This is a genomic window from Streptococcus sp. 2020WUSS084 (genome assembly GCF_044427445.1).
Taxonomy (GTDB): Bacteria; Bacillota; Bacilli; order Lactobacillales; family Streptococcaceae; genus Streptococcus; species Streptococcus suis.
In genome coordinates, this window is record NZ_JAOTGC010000015.1 from 1 (window position 1) to 16,503 (window position 16,503).

The following is a 16,503-nucleotide window of genomic DNA, read 5'->3' on the forward strand; positions in this document are numbered from 1 at the left end:
GCGTTAATACTATCAAATAAGTGAGATTTGATCTGGTCAAGCATGATTTGGTTCCTTTTATTTTTAGTGTAACATAAAAAACTAACCTACCACAAAATGTGATAGGTTAGTTAACTTAATGACATTGGGGTATACCCTTCCTTTATTATATTCATAATAAAGGAATACCATCAGCCCTTCACAAATTTTCAGCTGAAAGGTAGATCTAATAATGAAGCAAGAACTGGAGCAACTTTTGGCACAAAATGACACTTTTATGGTGGAAGGTGTGCTCAATAAAAATAAACTGGCAGAGCTGGCGAGGCAATACAATCCTGAACTCCTTAATATATTGATGAGCAATAATAAAATTTCCAAGTATTTCTTTTCTACTCTAGATACTGGCGTTCTTGTCTTCAAGAAAGACGTCTTTTTGCAGTTTTTGAATAATAAGGAGTTTCTCCCTGATAGCTTTACCGCCTACAAGACTAAAATCGGTTTGGCGACCGGTGACAAGTACCTATCAGAAAATCAGAAAGTTGTCCTGAATTTTCCATACAAAGATTGTGTGCTAGAGGGTGGACAGACTAAGGATGATGCCAAACGTCAGGAGATTTTCTTTAACGAGACACTCGCACCGACTGAAATCAATCGTCTTTTGGATGATAAGGTTTTAACCAATTTCAAACGCTATGATGAAACTGGTGAGCATGAAGTAGAAGAACTCAGTGATACCGATAATCTCATCATCAAAGGTAATAACCTCATTGCCCTTCACAGCCTCAAGAAACGCTTTGCAGGGAAAATTGATGTTATTTATATAGATCCCCCCTTCAACACAGGTGGAGATAGCTTCAAGTATAATGATAGCTTTAACCATTCTACTTGGCTAACCTTTATGAAGAATCGCTTAAATATTGCAAGGGAGTTGCTTTCGCCGACAGGAAATATTTTCATTCATATAGATATCAATGAATCTCATTATTTAAAAGTTCTCTGTGATGAAATTTTTAAAAAAGAAAATTTTGTAGAGGAAATAATTTGGTCATACGGCTCAGCATCTGGGGGTAGAGCAAAAGGAGCTAAGCCTGTAAATATTCACGATTATATTTTACATTACGCAAAATCCTACAATAATCGTAAGCAGTATAAGGTTTATACGGAATATGATGAAAAATACATAAAAGACTGGTTTAAATTCGATGATGGTGATGGTAGAATTTATCGTCGTCGTCATAGAGGAGTTGATGAGAATGGTGAAGCAATTTGGGAGAAACAATATTTAGACTCATCGAAGGGAGTGCCATTGACTACTGTGTGGAAGGATATTCCTCAAATATATGCAAATCCCCAAGCATATAAGGAGTCGAATCGTGCTACGTCAGAAATTGAATTTGATTTTGATAATTCAGGTCAAAAACCTGAGAAACTTCTGAAACGTATTTTAGAGATGTGCTCGTCTGATGGAGATATAATTCTTGATTTCTTTATGGGAACTGGGACTACATTAGCAACCGCATTAAAAACCAACAGGCAATTTATAGGCGTTGAGCAGATGGAAAGTCAGATAGAAATTACGAAAAATAGATTAAATGCTGCAATAAGAGGAAAAGTATCTGGTATAAGTTATGAGTTGAACTGGTCTGGCGGTGGTAGCTTTGTCTACGCTGAACTGAAAAACGACGCTCAAGATTTCAAAAATGCGATTTTTGAGGCGACAACAACGGAAGAATTATTAGAACTGTTTGAGCTTGCGAAAAAATCTTCCTTCTTATCCTACCGCATCGACCCTAAAAAGTTGAAAAAGAATGAGTTTTGTCAACTTTCTTTGGCAGAACAAAAGCAAATCTTGTCTGAAATCATTGATAACAATAACCTCTATGTGAATTATTCTGATATTGATGATAGTGATTATCAGATTTCTGCTGAGGATAAGAAGCTCAATCACGCTTTCTACGGAAAGGAAAAGTAAGCCATGATATTTATTTACGAAACCTATGATACAGTCAGTCGGTCTGGCTTTAAGGATTTTCGGACAGATTTGCCAGATTACCTCACGAAAAATTTGAAGTACCCCTTACGACCTTATCAGCAGGAGGCTATCGGACGTTATCTTCACTACAAAACGGATAATAATCGAGTGATTCCAGAGCAAGTTCTCTACAATATGGCAACTGGTTCCGGTAAAACGCTCTTGATGGCGGCGATTATCTTGGAGAAGTACCAGCAAGGTGAGCGAAATTTCATTTTCTTTGTGAACAACGATAATATCCTGACGAAAACAAGGGATAACTTCTTAGAAAGTGCTTCTGGTAAGTATCTTTTTGCGGAAAAGATTGTCATGGACGGACGAATCGTGACAGTGCGTGAAGTGACGGATTTTTCAGATAGCCGTGATGATAGTATTAACATCGTCTTTACTACTATCCAAAAGCTTCACCAAGACCTTAATACTCCGAGAGAAAATCGCCTCTCCTATGAGCAGTTTAAGGATATTTCGGTTGTCATGCTGGCGGATGAAGCTCACCACTTGAACGCTGGTTTGAGTAAGTCGGAGAAAGATGACAATACCAGTTGGACTAGTACGATTGAAATGATTCAAAAGACTGCTAAAAAGTCCAGTATCTTTGAGTTTACTGCAACGATTGACCTGACCAATCCAATCTTAGCACAAAAGTACGAAAAGTCTTTACTTTTTAAGTATGACCTGAAAGAGTTTCGACTGGACAAGTATTCGAAAGACGTCCTCTTTCATTTGGTGGATGGTGATGTCAATCATCGCATGCTTCAGGCAATCATCATCAGTCAGTACCGCAAGAAAATCGCTTTGAAAAACGGAATTAACTTAAAACCATTGGTCATGTTTAAGTCGCAGAAAATTGCAGAAAGTCAAGAAAATTTGGATGCGTTTTTGGGGTTGCTAGACAACCTTTCTTTAGAAGATATTCAAGCACAGCGAGAGCTGGTCTTAGAAATGGATGAAAAGTTCAGTATTTTGAAAAAGGCATTTTCTTATTTCGAGACAGTTGGGATTTCAGATACTGACTTGGTGGCGGAACTTCAGGAGGATTTCCGCAAAGAACGCTTGCTATTGGTGGATGGGAAAAACAAGAACAAGGATAGCCTGAACCTCCTCAACACCTTGGAGCAGCCAAGTAATGAAATCCGAGCGATTTTTGCCGTCGATATGCTAAATGAAGGCTGGGACGTTCTTAATCTTTTCGATATTGTACGCCTCTACGATACCCGTGATGGGAAAACAATGAAAAATGGATTTGTTCCTGGAAAAACGACCAACACAGAGAAACAGCTGATTGGTCGCGGTGCTCGTTATTTTCCATTTGTGATTGGTGATAATCTGGAAGAGAAGTATATTCGGAAGTTTGATGATAATGAAAATAATGAGCTTCGTGTCATTGAGCAACTGCATTATCACTCTGCGAATAACCCTCGTTATATTTCAGAACTAAAGCAGGTTTTGCGTGAATCTGGGATTTTCGATGACCAAAATCTTGAGGAACGAGAACTTAAACTCAAGGAATCTTTCAAGAAGACGCGGACTTATACTGATGGTGTTGTTTGGATGAATAGGCGGCTTTCATATGAGCAAATTCTTGGAGAGCGACAAGAAAGTCTATTCGACACGTCCTTTATTCCAAAGTCTTTTGAAGTTAAATTGCCAACTCAAGGCGTTCGAGACATTGAAGCTTTTGACGAAGCGACTTACGTTTCAGATAGTTTAGAAGCTCTTACGTTCAAATTCAGCAGAGTTATTGGCGACAATATCGCCAGAACGGCTATTAACCGTAATAAGAAATTTTCGTTTGATAATCTCCAAAAAGCCTTTGTAGCACTTGGAAGTGTATCAGCTTTTATTGGTATGCTCGCAGATATTGATATTCGGGTTGAATCTCAATATCAAATGATGTCTGATTTGACGCCAGATGATAAACTTTATATCACGGAAAAACTGCTCCATCATATTGAAAAAGATTTGATTGCGACCGAGGAGCGCTTCTTCGGTTCAGAAAAATTCGAACAATACAAAATAAAGGACTTGTTTGAAGATAATATCTTGCGAAAATACACCATCAATCATCAAAGTCAGGCAGAGTTTGGTTTATCACAGAAAAATCCAGCCGAAACGCAATATTTTGAAGACTTGGATAATCTAGACTGGTACGCTTATGATGACAACTTCGGCACAAGTGAGGAAAAACTTCTCGTTCGCCTGATTAAAGATTTAATGGTTGAACTTGAAGAAAAATGGACGGATATTTACCTGCTTCGAAATGAAAAAGCTGTAAAGATTTATAGTTTTGATAGGGGGCAAGCCTTTGAACCAGACTTTCTCATGTTTGCCAACGACAAAAATACAGGAAATGTTTCGTGGCAGATTTTCATTGAACCGAAAGGGAGCCAGTTCTTGGATTCTGATAATACTTTCAAAAATAGCAAGGAAGGCTGGAAACAAGAGTTCTTGCATCAGATTTCCGAGCGAGACGAGGCGAGAACACTGGTTGATGATGACCGCTATCGTATTGTCGGATTGCCGTTCTTTAATGAGGTGGTAAGCAAGGATGAGGTTAGGGAAGAATTACGGAGGTTGTAATTAGTATGTCGAAACTTCAGAGACAACTCCATGAGGAAGTAAAGAAATTTATTGTTAATGTTTCTTGGACTCATAAAATTCAAATTATATATTCGGATATATTAGCAAGTTATGCAAAATGGGTTCGTGTGGTAAATTTACTTCTTTCTGCTATTGTTTCATCGGGTTTAATTTATATTTTATTGAGTGATGAATACTGGGCAAAAGTTGTGACAGCATTTGTTTCTATATGCGTCACTGTTCTAACTGCCCTAAAAAAAGAGTTTGATTTTGAAGGAGCTAGCGAAAGAATGAAACGGGACGCAAATATACTCTGGGAACTTAGAGAAAAAGCTACGCATTTATTGTATGTTTTAACCTACAACACGGATAGTTCAGATTCTGTCGCAGAAGAATTCAACAAATTAGTTGAAACTAGAAATATGAAAATGCCTGAGCTCGCTAATGCTCCACAAAAAGTTGTTGATAAAGCTGGAAAATTCTTGAAATCAAGAAGAGACGATGATTTTGAGGAAGATTATAAGTACTTAATTCCTAACAAGCTTAAAGATATTTTAGAGGAGGAGTAGTTTGAGTTTAGCTGAACATTTTAAAGATTTTTGTGAAGAAGAGCTTCCTATTGAAGAATCGGAGTTCGATAAGTGGTGTGGTCGATTAAAGAAAATTACAAAAAAACTTAACAAAAAATACTATCCTGAAGATGATTTTGAGGATATTGAGAGTGAGAACTGTTACATTGTTGGTAGTGTTGGTCGTGGAACTGCTATTGCAAAGACGAGTGATTTCGACTGTATTTTTAAACTACCTCAAGAAGTTTACGATAAATTTAATAATCATTCTGGCAATGGGCAATCTAAGCTGTTACAAGAAGTTAAAAATGAGATAGCTCTGAGCTATCCTTCGACTAAAATAAAAGGAGATGGACAGGTAGTTTCTATTACTTTTACGTCTTCTCCTGCTGGGACAATTGAGCTAGTGCCAGCTTTTGAGCAAGATAATGGGGATTTTAAGCATCCAGACACGCATGATGGCGGTTCGTGGAAGCTAACAAAACCAACGCCTGAAATATCTGAATGTAATCGCTTGAAGGATGAAACTGAGGGGCATTTTATTAATTTTTGTAGACTATTACGAAAATGGAAAAATAAAAACGGCTTTGTATTTAAAGGTTTACTCATTGATACAATGGTTTCAAAATATCTCGAAGATGAAAATATAAACTTGATTAGATACTCTGACTACGAGGAGTTAATACCAGAATTATTTAAGTTTTTGTCTGAGCAAGATAAGGAGCGAAGTTACTGGTTCGCATTAGGTAGTAATCAACAGATAGAAAATAGTGATAACGGTAAGTTTATCACTAAGGCTAAAAAGACATATAATCTATTGAAAGACTCAACCAGTCTAATTAAAGATTATAGAGCGATATTCGGAAATCAATTTGCCAAATCGGATTCTTTTGTATCTAATATGATAGCTCCCGAAGAGCAATTCATTGAAGATATGTTCCCGATTCATATTCGATATAATCTGGAATTGGATTGCGACGTCACACAAAAAGGGTTTCGAAAATATACTTTGCGAAATATTCTTAGTAGAGGTTTTAAGCTGAAAGATAAAAAGAGTTTAGATTTTTATATACTAAACACGAATATTCCGAGCACCTTAAGTGGCGTTGAATTTTTCTGGAAAGTAAGGAATGTTGGGGTCGAGGCGATTAAACGAGGTCGTGAACGAGGGCAAATAATTAAAGGTGGTACCAAAAAGCACGAAAACACAGAATTCAAAGGAATGCATTATGTTGAGTGTTATGCTATTCATGAAGGAGTAGTTATTGCGAGAGGAAGGATTGAAGTTCCGATTGATCCATATTCTAAAATACATAGTATTTAACTTAGAATTGAGCTAAACTTTATCCTAGAAGAGTTAAAGAAAGCGAACAACTTTAAAAATTGGACAGTTGTTTGAGCTGTGGTATAATTATTTCATGAATGACTTCAAAGGAGGACAAGATGACAAAACTTAAAGAGCAGGTTGGGATTAAGGCGGCGGAATTTGTGACGGACGGGATGATTGTTGGGCTAGGAACTGGTTCGACGGCATACTATTTCGTGCAGGAGATTGGCCGCCGGGTTGCAGAAGAAGGGCTACAGATCACAGGCGTAACGACCTCTCATGCCACGGCTGAGCACGCTGCGTCCCTTGGGATTCCCCTAAAAAATATCGACGAAGTCGAGTATGTGGACCTGACGGTAGATGGGGCTGACGAGGTGGATGGTGCCTTCAATGGTATAAAGGGTGGCGGTGCTGCACTGCTCATGGAGAAGGTAGTTGCAGTCAATAGTAAGGACTGCATCTGGATTGTCGATGAGTCTAAGGTGGTAGATACCCTAGGTGCCTTTAAGTTGCCAGTGGAAGTCGTGCAGTACGGTGCGGAAAATCTTTTCCGATTATTTGAGAAAAAAGGGTATCGTCCAAGTTTTCGTATGCGTAATGGAGAAAAACATATCACGGATATGCAGAACTTTATCATTGACCTTGATTTGCGCAGAATAGAAGATACATATGCATTGGCGGAAGAATTGGATCGGACCGTCGGTGTTGTAGAACACGGTCTCTTTATTGGATTGATTTCCAAGGTAATTGTTGGTACACCAGAAGGACCGAACATCATCGAAAAGAAATAAATTGAAAACGCTTCTCATTTTGGTACAATGAGAGGCTTTTTTATGGTATAATGAAAACACGAACGTTTAGACTCTTCAAAAATCTATCCCCTTACCTCGTAGCAGTCAGACGATAGGTACTGAAAAAGCGATAGCTGAACAGCAGGCAGTGAAGCGAGTAACAGTATCTAGTTTTGATGGTTAGGAAGTTTGATACCGAGAGCTGTGACTGTATAAGTATTGCACCCCATTAAAATGTTTAGATGTGGTAACGATAATTTCCAGTCTAGCAACTTGGTTGGACGCTGATTTTGGTTGAATCTAACTATATCAAATAAAGGAGACAATTATGCCTAAATTTAAACGTGTTCACTTGGTAGTTATGGACTCTGTCGGAATCGGCGCAGCACCAGACTCAGATAAATTTTTCAATGCGGGTGTAGCAGATGCAGAATCTGATACTCTCGGTCACATTTCTGAAAAAGCTGGGCTTGAGGTACCTAATATGACCAAGATTGGTCTTGGAAATATCCCTCGAGATACAGCACTTGCGACAGTTCCTGCTGAAAGCCATCCAACTGGTTACGTGACCAAGTTGGAAGAAGTATCGCTTGGTAAGGATACCATGACTGGACACTGGGAAATTATGGGTCTCAATATTACTGAGCCATTTGATACATTCTGGGATGGTTTCCCTGAAGAGATTTTGACAAAAATCGAAGAATTCTCAGGTCGTAAAATCATCCGCGAAGCAAACAAGCCGTATTCAGGTACAGCTGTCATTGATGACTTTGCCCCTCGCCAAATGGAAACAGGAGAGTTGATCGTCTATACCTCCGCAGACCCTGTGCTTCAGATTGCAGCCCATGAAGACATTATTCCACTTGATGAGTTGTATCGTATCTGTGAATACGCTCGTTCCATTACCCTTGAACGCCCAGCTCTTCTAGGCCGTATCATCGCCCGTCCATACGTTGGTGAGCCAGGCAATTTCTCACGAACTGCCAACCGTCACGACTATGCAGTATCACCGTTTGAAGCAACAGTACTCAACAAACTGGCAGATGCGGGTGTACCAACTTACTCAGTTGGTAAAATCAGTGATATTTTCAATGGTTCAGGTATTACAAATGATATGGGGCACACCAAGTCCAACAAGCACGGTGTCGATGTGTTGATTGATACTCTGAAGTTATCAGACTTCGAGGAAGGTTTCTCCTTCACAAACTTAGTTGACTTTGATGCTGTGTATGGTCACCGTCGCAATATTGAAGGCTACCGCGATTGTTTACAAGAGTTTGATGCACGTATTCCAGAGATTATTGACAATATGCGTGAAGATGATCTACTCTTGATTACTGCAGACCACGGCAATGATCCATCCTATGCTGGAACAGACCACACACGTGAATATGTGCCACTCTTGGCATACAGCAAAGCTTTCAAAGGTAGCGGTGTCTTGCCAGTAGGTCATTTTGCGGACATTTCAGCAACCGTTGCGGAAAACTTCGGAGTGGATACAGCCATGATTGGCGCGAGCTTCTTGTCACAATTGGTTTAATGGATAAGCTAACGGTCTATTACAATCCTGACTGTAGTAAGTGTAAAAAATTAAGAATATTGCTGTCCAGCCAGGATATGGAAGTTAAGTGGGTTAATTATTTGGAAACGCCATTAAGGGGAGCTGAATTGGCAGCTCTCTTGGAAAAAATGGGCAGTCAACCTTCAGCAGTTACTCGATTGAAGGAAGAAGAACGACTAGCCTTGTCAGAAGAAGAAATCTTTGAGCGTTTAGTTAAAGAGCCTGCCTTGCTCAATCGCCCCATTATCGAGCGAGAGCAGACAGCCTTCCTCTGTCGTCCGCTTGAAATCATTAAAGAAAAAATGCCAGAATATGACTGGTCGGATTATTTATAAAAGGAGAAAATATGAGTTTACTTGCAAAAATCATTGAAACAAAAACGTTCTTGGAAGAAAAAGGTTTGGTAAAACCTGAATTCGGTTTGATTTTGGGATCAGGATTGGGCGAATTGGCCCAAGAAGTTGAAAATGCCATTGTCATCGACTATGCAGATATTCCAAACTGGGGTAAATCAACAGTTGTTGGTCATGCTGGTAAGTTGGTTTACGGTGATTTGGCAGGTCGCAAGGTTTTGGCTCTTCAAGGTCGATTCCACTTCTACGAAGGCAATCCTATGGAGGTCGTGACTTTCCCAGTCCGTGTCATGAAAGCTCTTGGTTGTGAAGGCGTGATTGTTACTAATGCCGCAGGTGGTATTGGCTACGGTCCAGGTACCCTTATGGCCATTACAGACCACATCAACATGACTGGCCAAAATCCATTGATTGGCGAAAACTTGGAAGAATTTGGTCCACGTTTCCCAGATATGTCCAATGCCTACACTAAAGAATACCGTGAAAAAGCCCATGCCGTTGCGGAAAAATTGGGTATCAAGTTGGATGATGGTGTCTATCTCGGTGTGACAGGCCCTACCTATGAAACACCTGCTGAAATCTTGGCCTTCAAGACCATGGGGGCCCACGCAGTCGGTATGTCAACAGTACCAGAAGTTATCGTGGCAGCTCACTCAGGTATGAAAGTCTTGGGTATTTCTGCTATCACAAACTTTGCGGCTGGCTTCCAATCTGAACTCAATCACGAAGAAGTTGTAGAAGTAACCGAGCAAATCAAGGGCAACTTCAAGGGCTTGGTGAAAGCTATCTTGGCTGAGTTGTAAGCATTCGAAAATAGAACAAAGAGGTACATTACATGTCTATCCATATTTCCGCAAAACCAGGCGAAATCGCTGATAAGATTTTGCTTCCTGGTGATCCGCTTCGTGCTAAATTTATCGCTGAAAACTTCCTTGAAGATGCAGTTTGCTTCAACGAAGTTCGTAATATGTTCGGCTACACAGGTACCTACAAGGGTCATCGTGTCTCTGTCATGGGAACAGGTATGGGAATGCCATCCATCTCTATCTACGCCCATGAATTGATTAACGAATATGGTGTGAAAAAACTAATTCGTGTGGGAACAGCAGGTTCTTTGAACGAGGATGTCCATGTCCGCGAATTGGTCTTGGCTCAGGCAGCTGCGACCAACTCTCGTATGATTAATATTGACTGGCCAGAGTACGATTTGCCACAAATCGCTGATTTTGATCTTTTAGATAAGGCTTATCATATCGCCAAAGAACTCAACATGACAACGCATGTTGGCAATGTTTTATCATCAGATAGTTTCTATTCTCCAAAATTGTTTAGTCGCAACTTAGAATTAGGTCAACTAGGTGTCAAGGCTGTAGAAATGGAAGCAGCTGCACTTTATTACCTAGGTGCTAAGTTTGGCGTTCAAACGCTTGCCATTATGACGATTTCAGATAGCTTGGTTAATCCAGAGGAAGACACCACAGCAGAAGAGCGTCAAAATACTTTCACGGATATGATGAAAGTTGGTTTGGAAACTCTGATTGCAGAATAATTAAGAATAATTCTGATTGTAGTAACCTGCAATCGTTTAAAAGACGAACTAATTTCTATTTGTACGGAAGTTGGCTTGTCTTTTTTTTATAAATAGGGTATAATTAAGAAAACGTTTACAAAGGTAAAGCGAAACCTTTCTGAATGATTACATTAATATATTTAGGAGAGCCCTCATGATTAATTTACAAAATTTTGTTCAGTCTATGTATGCCAAACGCATTGAAGATTGTACAGACCAAGAACTCTATTACGCCTTGCTTGCTTTTACAAAACAGCAGAGTGAAGCTAAGTATACAAATGACCAAAAGAAAAAGGTCTACTATATTTCAGCAGAGTTCTTAATTGGTAAGCTCTTGTCTAATAATTTAATCAACCTTGGTCTTTATGATGAGGTTAAAAGCCAGTTGGTGGCGGCTGGTAAGGATTTGATTGCTATTGAAGACATGGAGCTTGAACCGTCTCTTGGTAATGGAGGTTTGGGGCGCTTGGCTGCCTGCTTCCTTGATTCAATTGCTAGTCTAGGTCTTAACGGTGATGGGGTCGGCTTGAATTATCACTTTGGACTGTTTAGACAATTATTCGAATACCATCAGCAGTCTGCTGTGCCAAACGAGTGGATTACACCACGTTCATGGTTAACAGAGTCACCGATTTCTTATCAGGTGCCATTTGCTAACTTTACCTTGACATCTAAGTTGTACGACATCGATGTACCTGGTTATAAAATGGAACGCAAGAATCGACTTCGCTTGTTTGACCTTGGTTCAGTTGATGACAATATCATTTATGATGGAATAGAATTTGATAAGGAAGATATTTTCCGAAACTTGACCCTCTTCCTCTATCCAGATGATTCGACCGATGAAGGAAAAGTTCTCCGCATCTTCCAGCAGTATTTCATGGTCTCTAACGCTGCGCAACTATTGATTGACGAAGCGGTTGCTAAGGGGTCAAACTTACATGACCTACCTGATTATGCCGTTGTTCAAATCAATGATACTCACCCATCACTTGTTATTCCAGAATTAATTCGCCTTTTGGAGCTTCGTGGTATTTCGTTTGATGAGGCAGTTGAAATTGTTAAGAAAATGACTGCTTATACCAACCATACCATCTTGTCAGAGGCGCTGGAAAAATGGCCGCTTGATTTTCTGAACTATGTGGTTCCGCACTTGGTACCGTTCATCGTAGAATTGGATCGTCGTGCCAAAGAAGTGAAGGATGATCCTGCTGTCAATATCATCGATGAACATGGCCGTGTTCACATGGCACACATGGATATTCATTATGGTTATTCCATCAACGGGGTGGCGGCACTTCATACAGAGATTTTGAAAACTTCAGAGTTGAAAGCTTTCTATGAGCTATATCCTGAAAAATTCAATAATAAGACAAATGGGATTACCTTCCGTCGCTGGCTCATGCATGCTAATCCAAGTTTGGCAAGCTACCTGGACGGCCTACTTGGACATGGTTACCATCACGATGCAAGTGAACTCGAAAAGCTGTTGGATTACAAAAATGATAAGGAATTGAAATCTTGGCTGGAAAAGACAAAGCAGCATAATAAACGCAAATTGCAGCGCCATATTGCCAAGACACAAGGTGTTCATGTTAATCCAGAATCCATCTTTGATGTACAAATCAAGCGAATGCACGAGTACAAGCGTCAGCAGATGAATGTTCTTTATGTTATCCATAAGTATCTGGATATTAAAGCAGGCAACATCCCTACCCGCCCATTAACAGTTTTCTTTGGTGGAAAGGCTGCTCCTGCTTACACAACCGCACAGGACATCATTCATTTGATTTTGGTATTGTCACAGGTGATTAAAAATGATCCTGATGTGGCGCCACACTTGCAACTCGTTATGATTGAAAACTATAACGTAACCGAGGCGAGTTATATTATTCCAGCGGCAGATATTTCAGAGCAAATTTCCCTTGCATCCAAAGAAGCTTCTGGTACAGGTAACATGAAATTCATGCTCAACGGAGCCTTGACCATCGGTACAGATGATGGGGCCAATGTGGAAATTCATGAGTTGGTAGGTGATGAAAATATTTATATCTTTGGTCAAGATAGCCAAACAGTTATCGAACACTATGCAAATGGGACCTACCATCCATATTCCTTCTACGAACGTGACGCTATCCGTCCATTGATTGATTTCATCACATCTGATACCATTCGTCATGCTGGTGGAATCGATGAGCGTCTCTGGCGTTTGCAGGACAACCTTAAGCACAATGACCACTTCATGACCTTGCTTGATTTGGAAGATTATATCTCGACTAAAGAGCAGATGTTAGCAGACTACGAAGATCGCGACAGCTGGTTGGAAAAAGTCATCGTCAACATCGCTAAAGCAGGTTTCTTCTCGTCAGACCGTACTATTCAACAGTACAACGAAGACATCTGGCATTTGGAAGTTAAGTAAGCTAATACTCTTCGAAAATCAAAATTATCCGTTGTCAAGAGCCTAGATGAACTTCAGTTCTATCGTCGGCTTCGTTTCCTAGGCTACTTTTGATTTTCATTGAGTATAAATAAACTAAAAATGACCTTGCGGGGTCATTTTTTCTGTATTCTATTTTTAAAAGATTGAGCCATTTCGGATTGTCCCAAGAAGTTTCCAAGGGCAAAGCCAGAAGTGTTAAGCAAGATGTCGCCAAGGTCAAAGAAGCCCAGTGAAAAGAAGAATTGACAAGCTTCAACCAGTAAAATAGCACCTACAAAGAGAGAAAGTTTTTTCTAAGAAAATGAAAAAAGCAACCCAAGTGGTAAAAAGAGTAAGAGGTTAAAAACCAATATAGTAGGATTGAGAAATAGGTCTTGTGAAAAAGTGCTAAGGAGATCCCAGTTGACACCTCTGACGCCCATGCTTTTGAAAAAGAGAAGATAGACTAGCAGAAGCCCGTAGCAAGCGTAGAAAAACCAAAGTGTCAGTCGCGAAATATGGGGCTTATAGACAAGTCGAAATAGGGTAAAGCAAAATCCGGTCATTAACAGGATTGCGGCAAGTGTCGGCCAAAAATCAACCGTCATGAATATGGCCGTGAACTGGTAAAAAAGAAAGGTCATAAAGAGCCAACGGCAGAATAAGAATGATAAGATAGCGTTGATGACATCATAGAATCGTTCTTTGTTCATGATTTAATCCCTTTTGTAGATTTTGTAAGTTTACTATATTATATCATTGTTTTGAGGGGGAAGTGATGGCTGTAAAAAATATTTTTATAGACAGTGTGCTATAATAGTTGGTATGAAAAAACGACCGACATCTGCCTATATCCACATTCCATTTTGCACCCAGATTTGTTACTACTGTGATTTTTCCAAGGTCTTTATTAAGAACCAGCCTGTTGACGAGTATTTGACAGCCCTAATGGAAGAGGTCAAGTTTTACGACCTTCCAGCCCTCAAGACCCTCTACATCGGAGGCGGAACACCGTCGGCTCTCTCAGCAGAACAGCTAGATTATCTCCTGACCAATCTGGAGGATTTGTTGGACTTGTCGCAACTGGAAGAATTTACCATTGAGGCCAATCCAGGTGACTTGAGGGCGGATAAGATTGCGGTTCTGAAAAAGTCCAAGTGCAATCGGGTATCGCTGGGGGTCCAGACCTTTGACGACCGTATGTTGAAAAAAATCGGTCGTAGCCACAACCAGGCCCAGATTTATGAAACCATTGCAGCCCTCAAGGAAGCGGGTTTTCACAATATTTCCATTGACCTGATTTATGCCCTGCCTGGTCAGACCATGGAGCAGGTGGTGGACAATGTCGCCAAGGCCTTGGAGCTGGACATTCCCCACATGAGCCTCTATAGCTTGATTTTGGAGAACCACACGGTCTTCATGAACCGCCAACGCCGTGGCAACCTGCATCTGCCCAACGAAGATGTGGAGTCGGATATGTTCGACTACATCCTACAAGAGCTGGAGAAAAACGGCTTCGAGCACTACGAAATCTCCAACTTCACCAAACCTGGTTTTGAGAGTCGCCACAACCTCATGTACTGGGACAACTCGGAGTACTATGGTCTAGGAGCTGGAGCATCTGGCTACATCGACGGCATGCGCTACCGCAACCGTGGCCCCATCCAGCACTACCTCAAATCCATCCGCGAAAAAGGCCATTCCCGCTTACACGAAGAATTCCTCAGCCAGACCGAGCAGATGGAAGAAGAGATGTTTCTGGGCCTACGGAAAAAAACTGGCGTGTCCATTGAGCGATTCGAGGAAAAGTTTGGCATTTCCTTTGAAGACCGCTACGGTCAGGTGGTCAGGGACTTGAAAAATGAAGGTCTTTTGCAAGAAGAAGACCGTTGGCTTCGGATGACGAAAAAGGGATTGTTTCTGGGCGATACAGTTGCCGAGCGTTTCATTATAGAAGATTAGAAAGAGGACACAATGGGACTAAGCTACCAAGAAGAGTTCACCATTCCTTTTGATATGGTGGATGTTAAACAAGAAATCAAACTGCCTGACTTTATTTCCTACTGTCTTGGTGTGTCAGGTCGGCAGTCGGAAGAACTGGGGCGCAGTGACCTCTATGTTTTTCAGGAATTTGGCTTGATTTGGGTGGTGACTGATTATGAACTAACTATTCAAAGCTTGCCTAAGTACAATGAAACCATCACGATAAAAACAGAAGCGGTTGCCTACAACAAGTTTTTCTGTCATCGGATGTTCTATATTTACGATGAGGCGGGCAATCTTTTGCTGGACATTCTCTGCTATTTTGTCCTGATTGATTTTGAGACTCGCAAGGTGGCACCTGTGCCAGAAGATTTGATTGCCCCTTATCAGTCTGAGCAGGTCAAGAAATTACCTCGGGCTCCCAAGTATCAGCTCTTGGAAAATCCATCTGTTCAAGAATTTTCTGTTCGCTATTTTGACTTGGATATGAATGGGCATGTCAATAATGGCAAGTATCTGGAATGGATGTATGAAGCACTGGGCTATGATTTTCTGCTCTGCCATATCCCTAAAAAAATCCAACTCAAGTATCTTAAGGAAGTAGAGGCGACTAGCTTGGTAAGTTCACGTATGGTGGCAAAAGCTGGTGTCAGCCAGCATGAGATTGTGGTAGATGGGCATATTCATGCGCAAGCTGTCATAGAATGGAGGGAAAGTCATGTCGCAGGATAAGTGGTTGGAATGGGCTATTCGCCTACAAGCCTTGGCTCAGACAGGCTTGGCCTATGGAAAAGATATTTATGACATGGAGCGTTTCGAAGAAATCAGACAGATTGCGGCGGAAATGTTGGTAGAGCCATCTGGACAGCCCTTGGAGGTGGTGAAAGACTTGTTTTGCAATGAAACAGGCTATCAGACACCCAAGCTGGATACCCGCGCAGCTATTTTCCAAGAGGATAAAATCCTACTGGTTCAGGAAAACGATGGGCTCTGGTCCTTGCCAGGTGGTTGGTGCGATGTGGACCAGTCCGTCAAGGAAAATGTTGTTAAGGAAGTAAAGGAAGAACCGGGGCTGGATGTGGAGGCTCTGCGAGTCGTTGCGATTTTGGACAAGCACAAGAACAATCCTGCCAAGACAGCCCACCGCGTGACCAAGGTCTTCATTCTATGTCGTCTCCTTGGCGGGGAGTTTCAGCCCAATTCGGAGACAGTTGCCAGTGGCTTTTTCAGTCTAGATGACTTACCACCGCTCTCACTTGGGAAAAATACAGCTGAGCAGTTAGCACTTTGCTTGGAAGCTAGTCGGTCTGAGCATTGGGAAACACGATTTGATTAA

Annotated in this window: 13 protein-coding genes; all 13 read left to right on the forward strand. The window is 40.9% G+C overall.

The features are described 5' to 3' along the window. Positions 1-211 precede the first annotated feature (211 nt). Positions 212-1,951 carry a site-specific DNA-methyltransferase gene (locus ODU50_RS08290; protein WP_029744527.1) on the forward strand — a complete coding sequence of 580 codons (1,740 nt, stop codon included), beginning with the start codon at positions 212-214 and terminating at the stop codon, positions 1,949-1,951. Positions 1,952-1,954: 3 nt separating this feature from the next. After that, positions 1,955-4,591 (forward strand): DEAD/DEAH box helicase family protein, encoded by a 2,637-nt coding sequence (locus ODU50_RS08295; protein ID WP_029172179.1) that lies wholly within the window; start codon positions 1,955-1,957, stop codon positions 4,589-4,591. Positions 4,592-4,596: 5 nt separating this feature from the next. Beyond that, positions 4,597-5,160, forward strand: a complete 564-nt coding sequence (locus tag ODU50_RS08300) for an SLATT domain-containing protein (protein WP_029172178.1) — start codon at positions 4,597-4,599, stop codon at positions 5,158-5,160. A gap of 1 nt (position 5,161) precedes the next feature. Next, on the forward strand, positions 5,162-6,484 hold the full coding sequence (locus ODU50_RS08305) for a nucleotidyltransferase (protein ID WP_053866982.1): 1,323 nt from the start codon (positions 5,162-5,164) through the stop codon (positions 6,482-6,484). Between the two features lie 119 nt (positions 6,485-6,603). Further along, the gene (gene rpiA, locus ODU50_RS08310) at positions 6,604-7,278 is read left to right on the forward strand and encodes a ribose-5-phosphate isomerase RpiA (RefSeq protein WP_053866981.1); all 675 of its coding nucleotides are present in this window, start codon (positions 6,604-6,606) and stop codon (positions 7,276-7,278) included. Between the two features lie 328 nt (positions 7,279-7,606). Further along, positions 7,607-8,818, forward strand: coding sequence for a phosphopentomutase (locus ODU50_RS08315; protein ID WP_105105911.1), 1,212 nt, complete (start codon positions 7,607-7,609; stop codon positions 8,816-8,818). Further along, entirely contained in the window at positions 8,818-9,174 is a 357-nt protein-coding gene (locus ODU50_RS08320; RefSeq protein ID WP_105105912.1) for an ArsC/Spx/MgsR family protein, read from the forward strand. Before ODU50_RS08315 ends, ODU50_RS08320 begins: the two co-directional genes overlap by 1 nt. Positions 9,175-9,185: 11 nt before the next feature. Beyond that, on the forward strand, positions 9,186-9,995 hold the full coding sequence (locus tag ODU50_RS08325) for a purine-nucleoside phosphorylase (RefSeq protein ID WP_024385982.1): 810 nt from the start codon (positions 9,186-9,188) through the stop codon (positions 9,993-9,995). A 32-nt stretch (positions 9,996-10,027) separates the two neighbouring features. Further along, entirely contained in the window at positions 10,028-10,741 is a 714-nt protein-coding gene (deoD, locus tag ODU50_RS08330; RefSeq protein ID WP_014638302.1) for a purine-nucleoside phosphorylase, read from the forward strand. A 175-nt stretch (positions 10,742-10,916) separates the two neighbouring features. After that, entirely contained in the window at positions 10,917-13,184 is a 2,268-nt protein-coding gene (glgP, locus tag ODU50_RS08335) for a glycogen/starch/alpha-glucan family phosphorylase (protein ID WP_024396081.1), read from the forward strand. Positions 13,185-14,009: 825 nt separating this feature from the next. Next, entirely contained in the window at positions 14,010-15,146 is a 1,137-nt protein-coding gene (gene hemW / locus ODU50_RS08340) for a radical SAM family heme chaperone HemW (protein WP_044755319.1), read from the forward strand. Between the two features lie 12 nt (positions 15,147-15,158). After that, positions 15,159-15,899 (forward strand): acyl-ACP thioesterase domain-containing protein, encoded by a 741-nt coding sequence (locus tag ODU50_RS08345; protein WP_044755317.1) that lies wholly within the window; start codon positions 15,159-15,161, stop codon positions 15,897-15,899. Then, positions 15,886-16,503: an NUDIX hydrolase gene (locus tag ODU50_RS08350; RefSeq protein WP_105153423.1), complete on the forward strand. Its 618-nt coding sequence runs from the start codon at positions 15,886-15,888 to the stop codon at positions 16,501-16,503. Before ODU50_RS08345 ends, ODU50_RS08350 begins: the two co-directional genes overlap by 14 nt.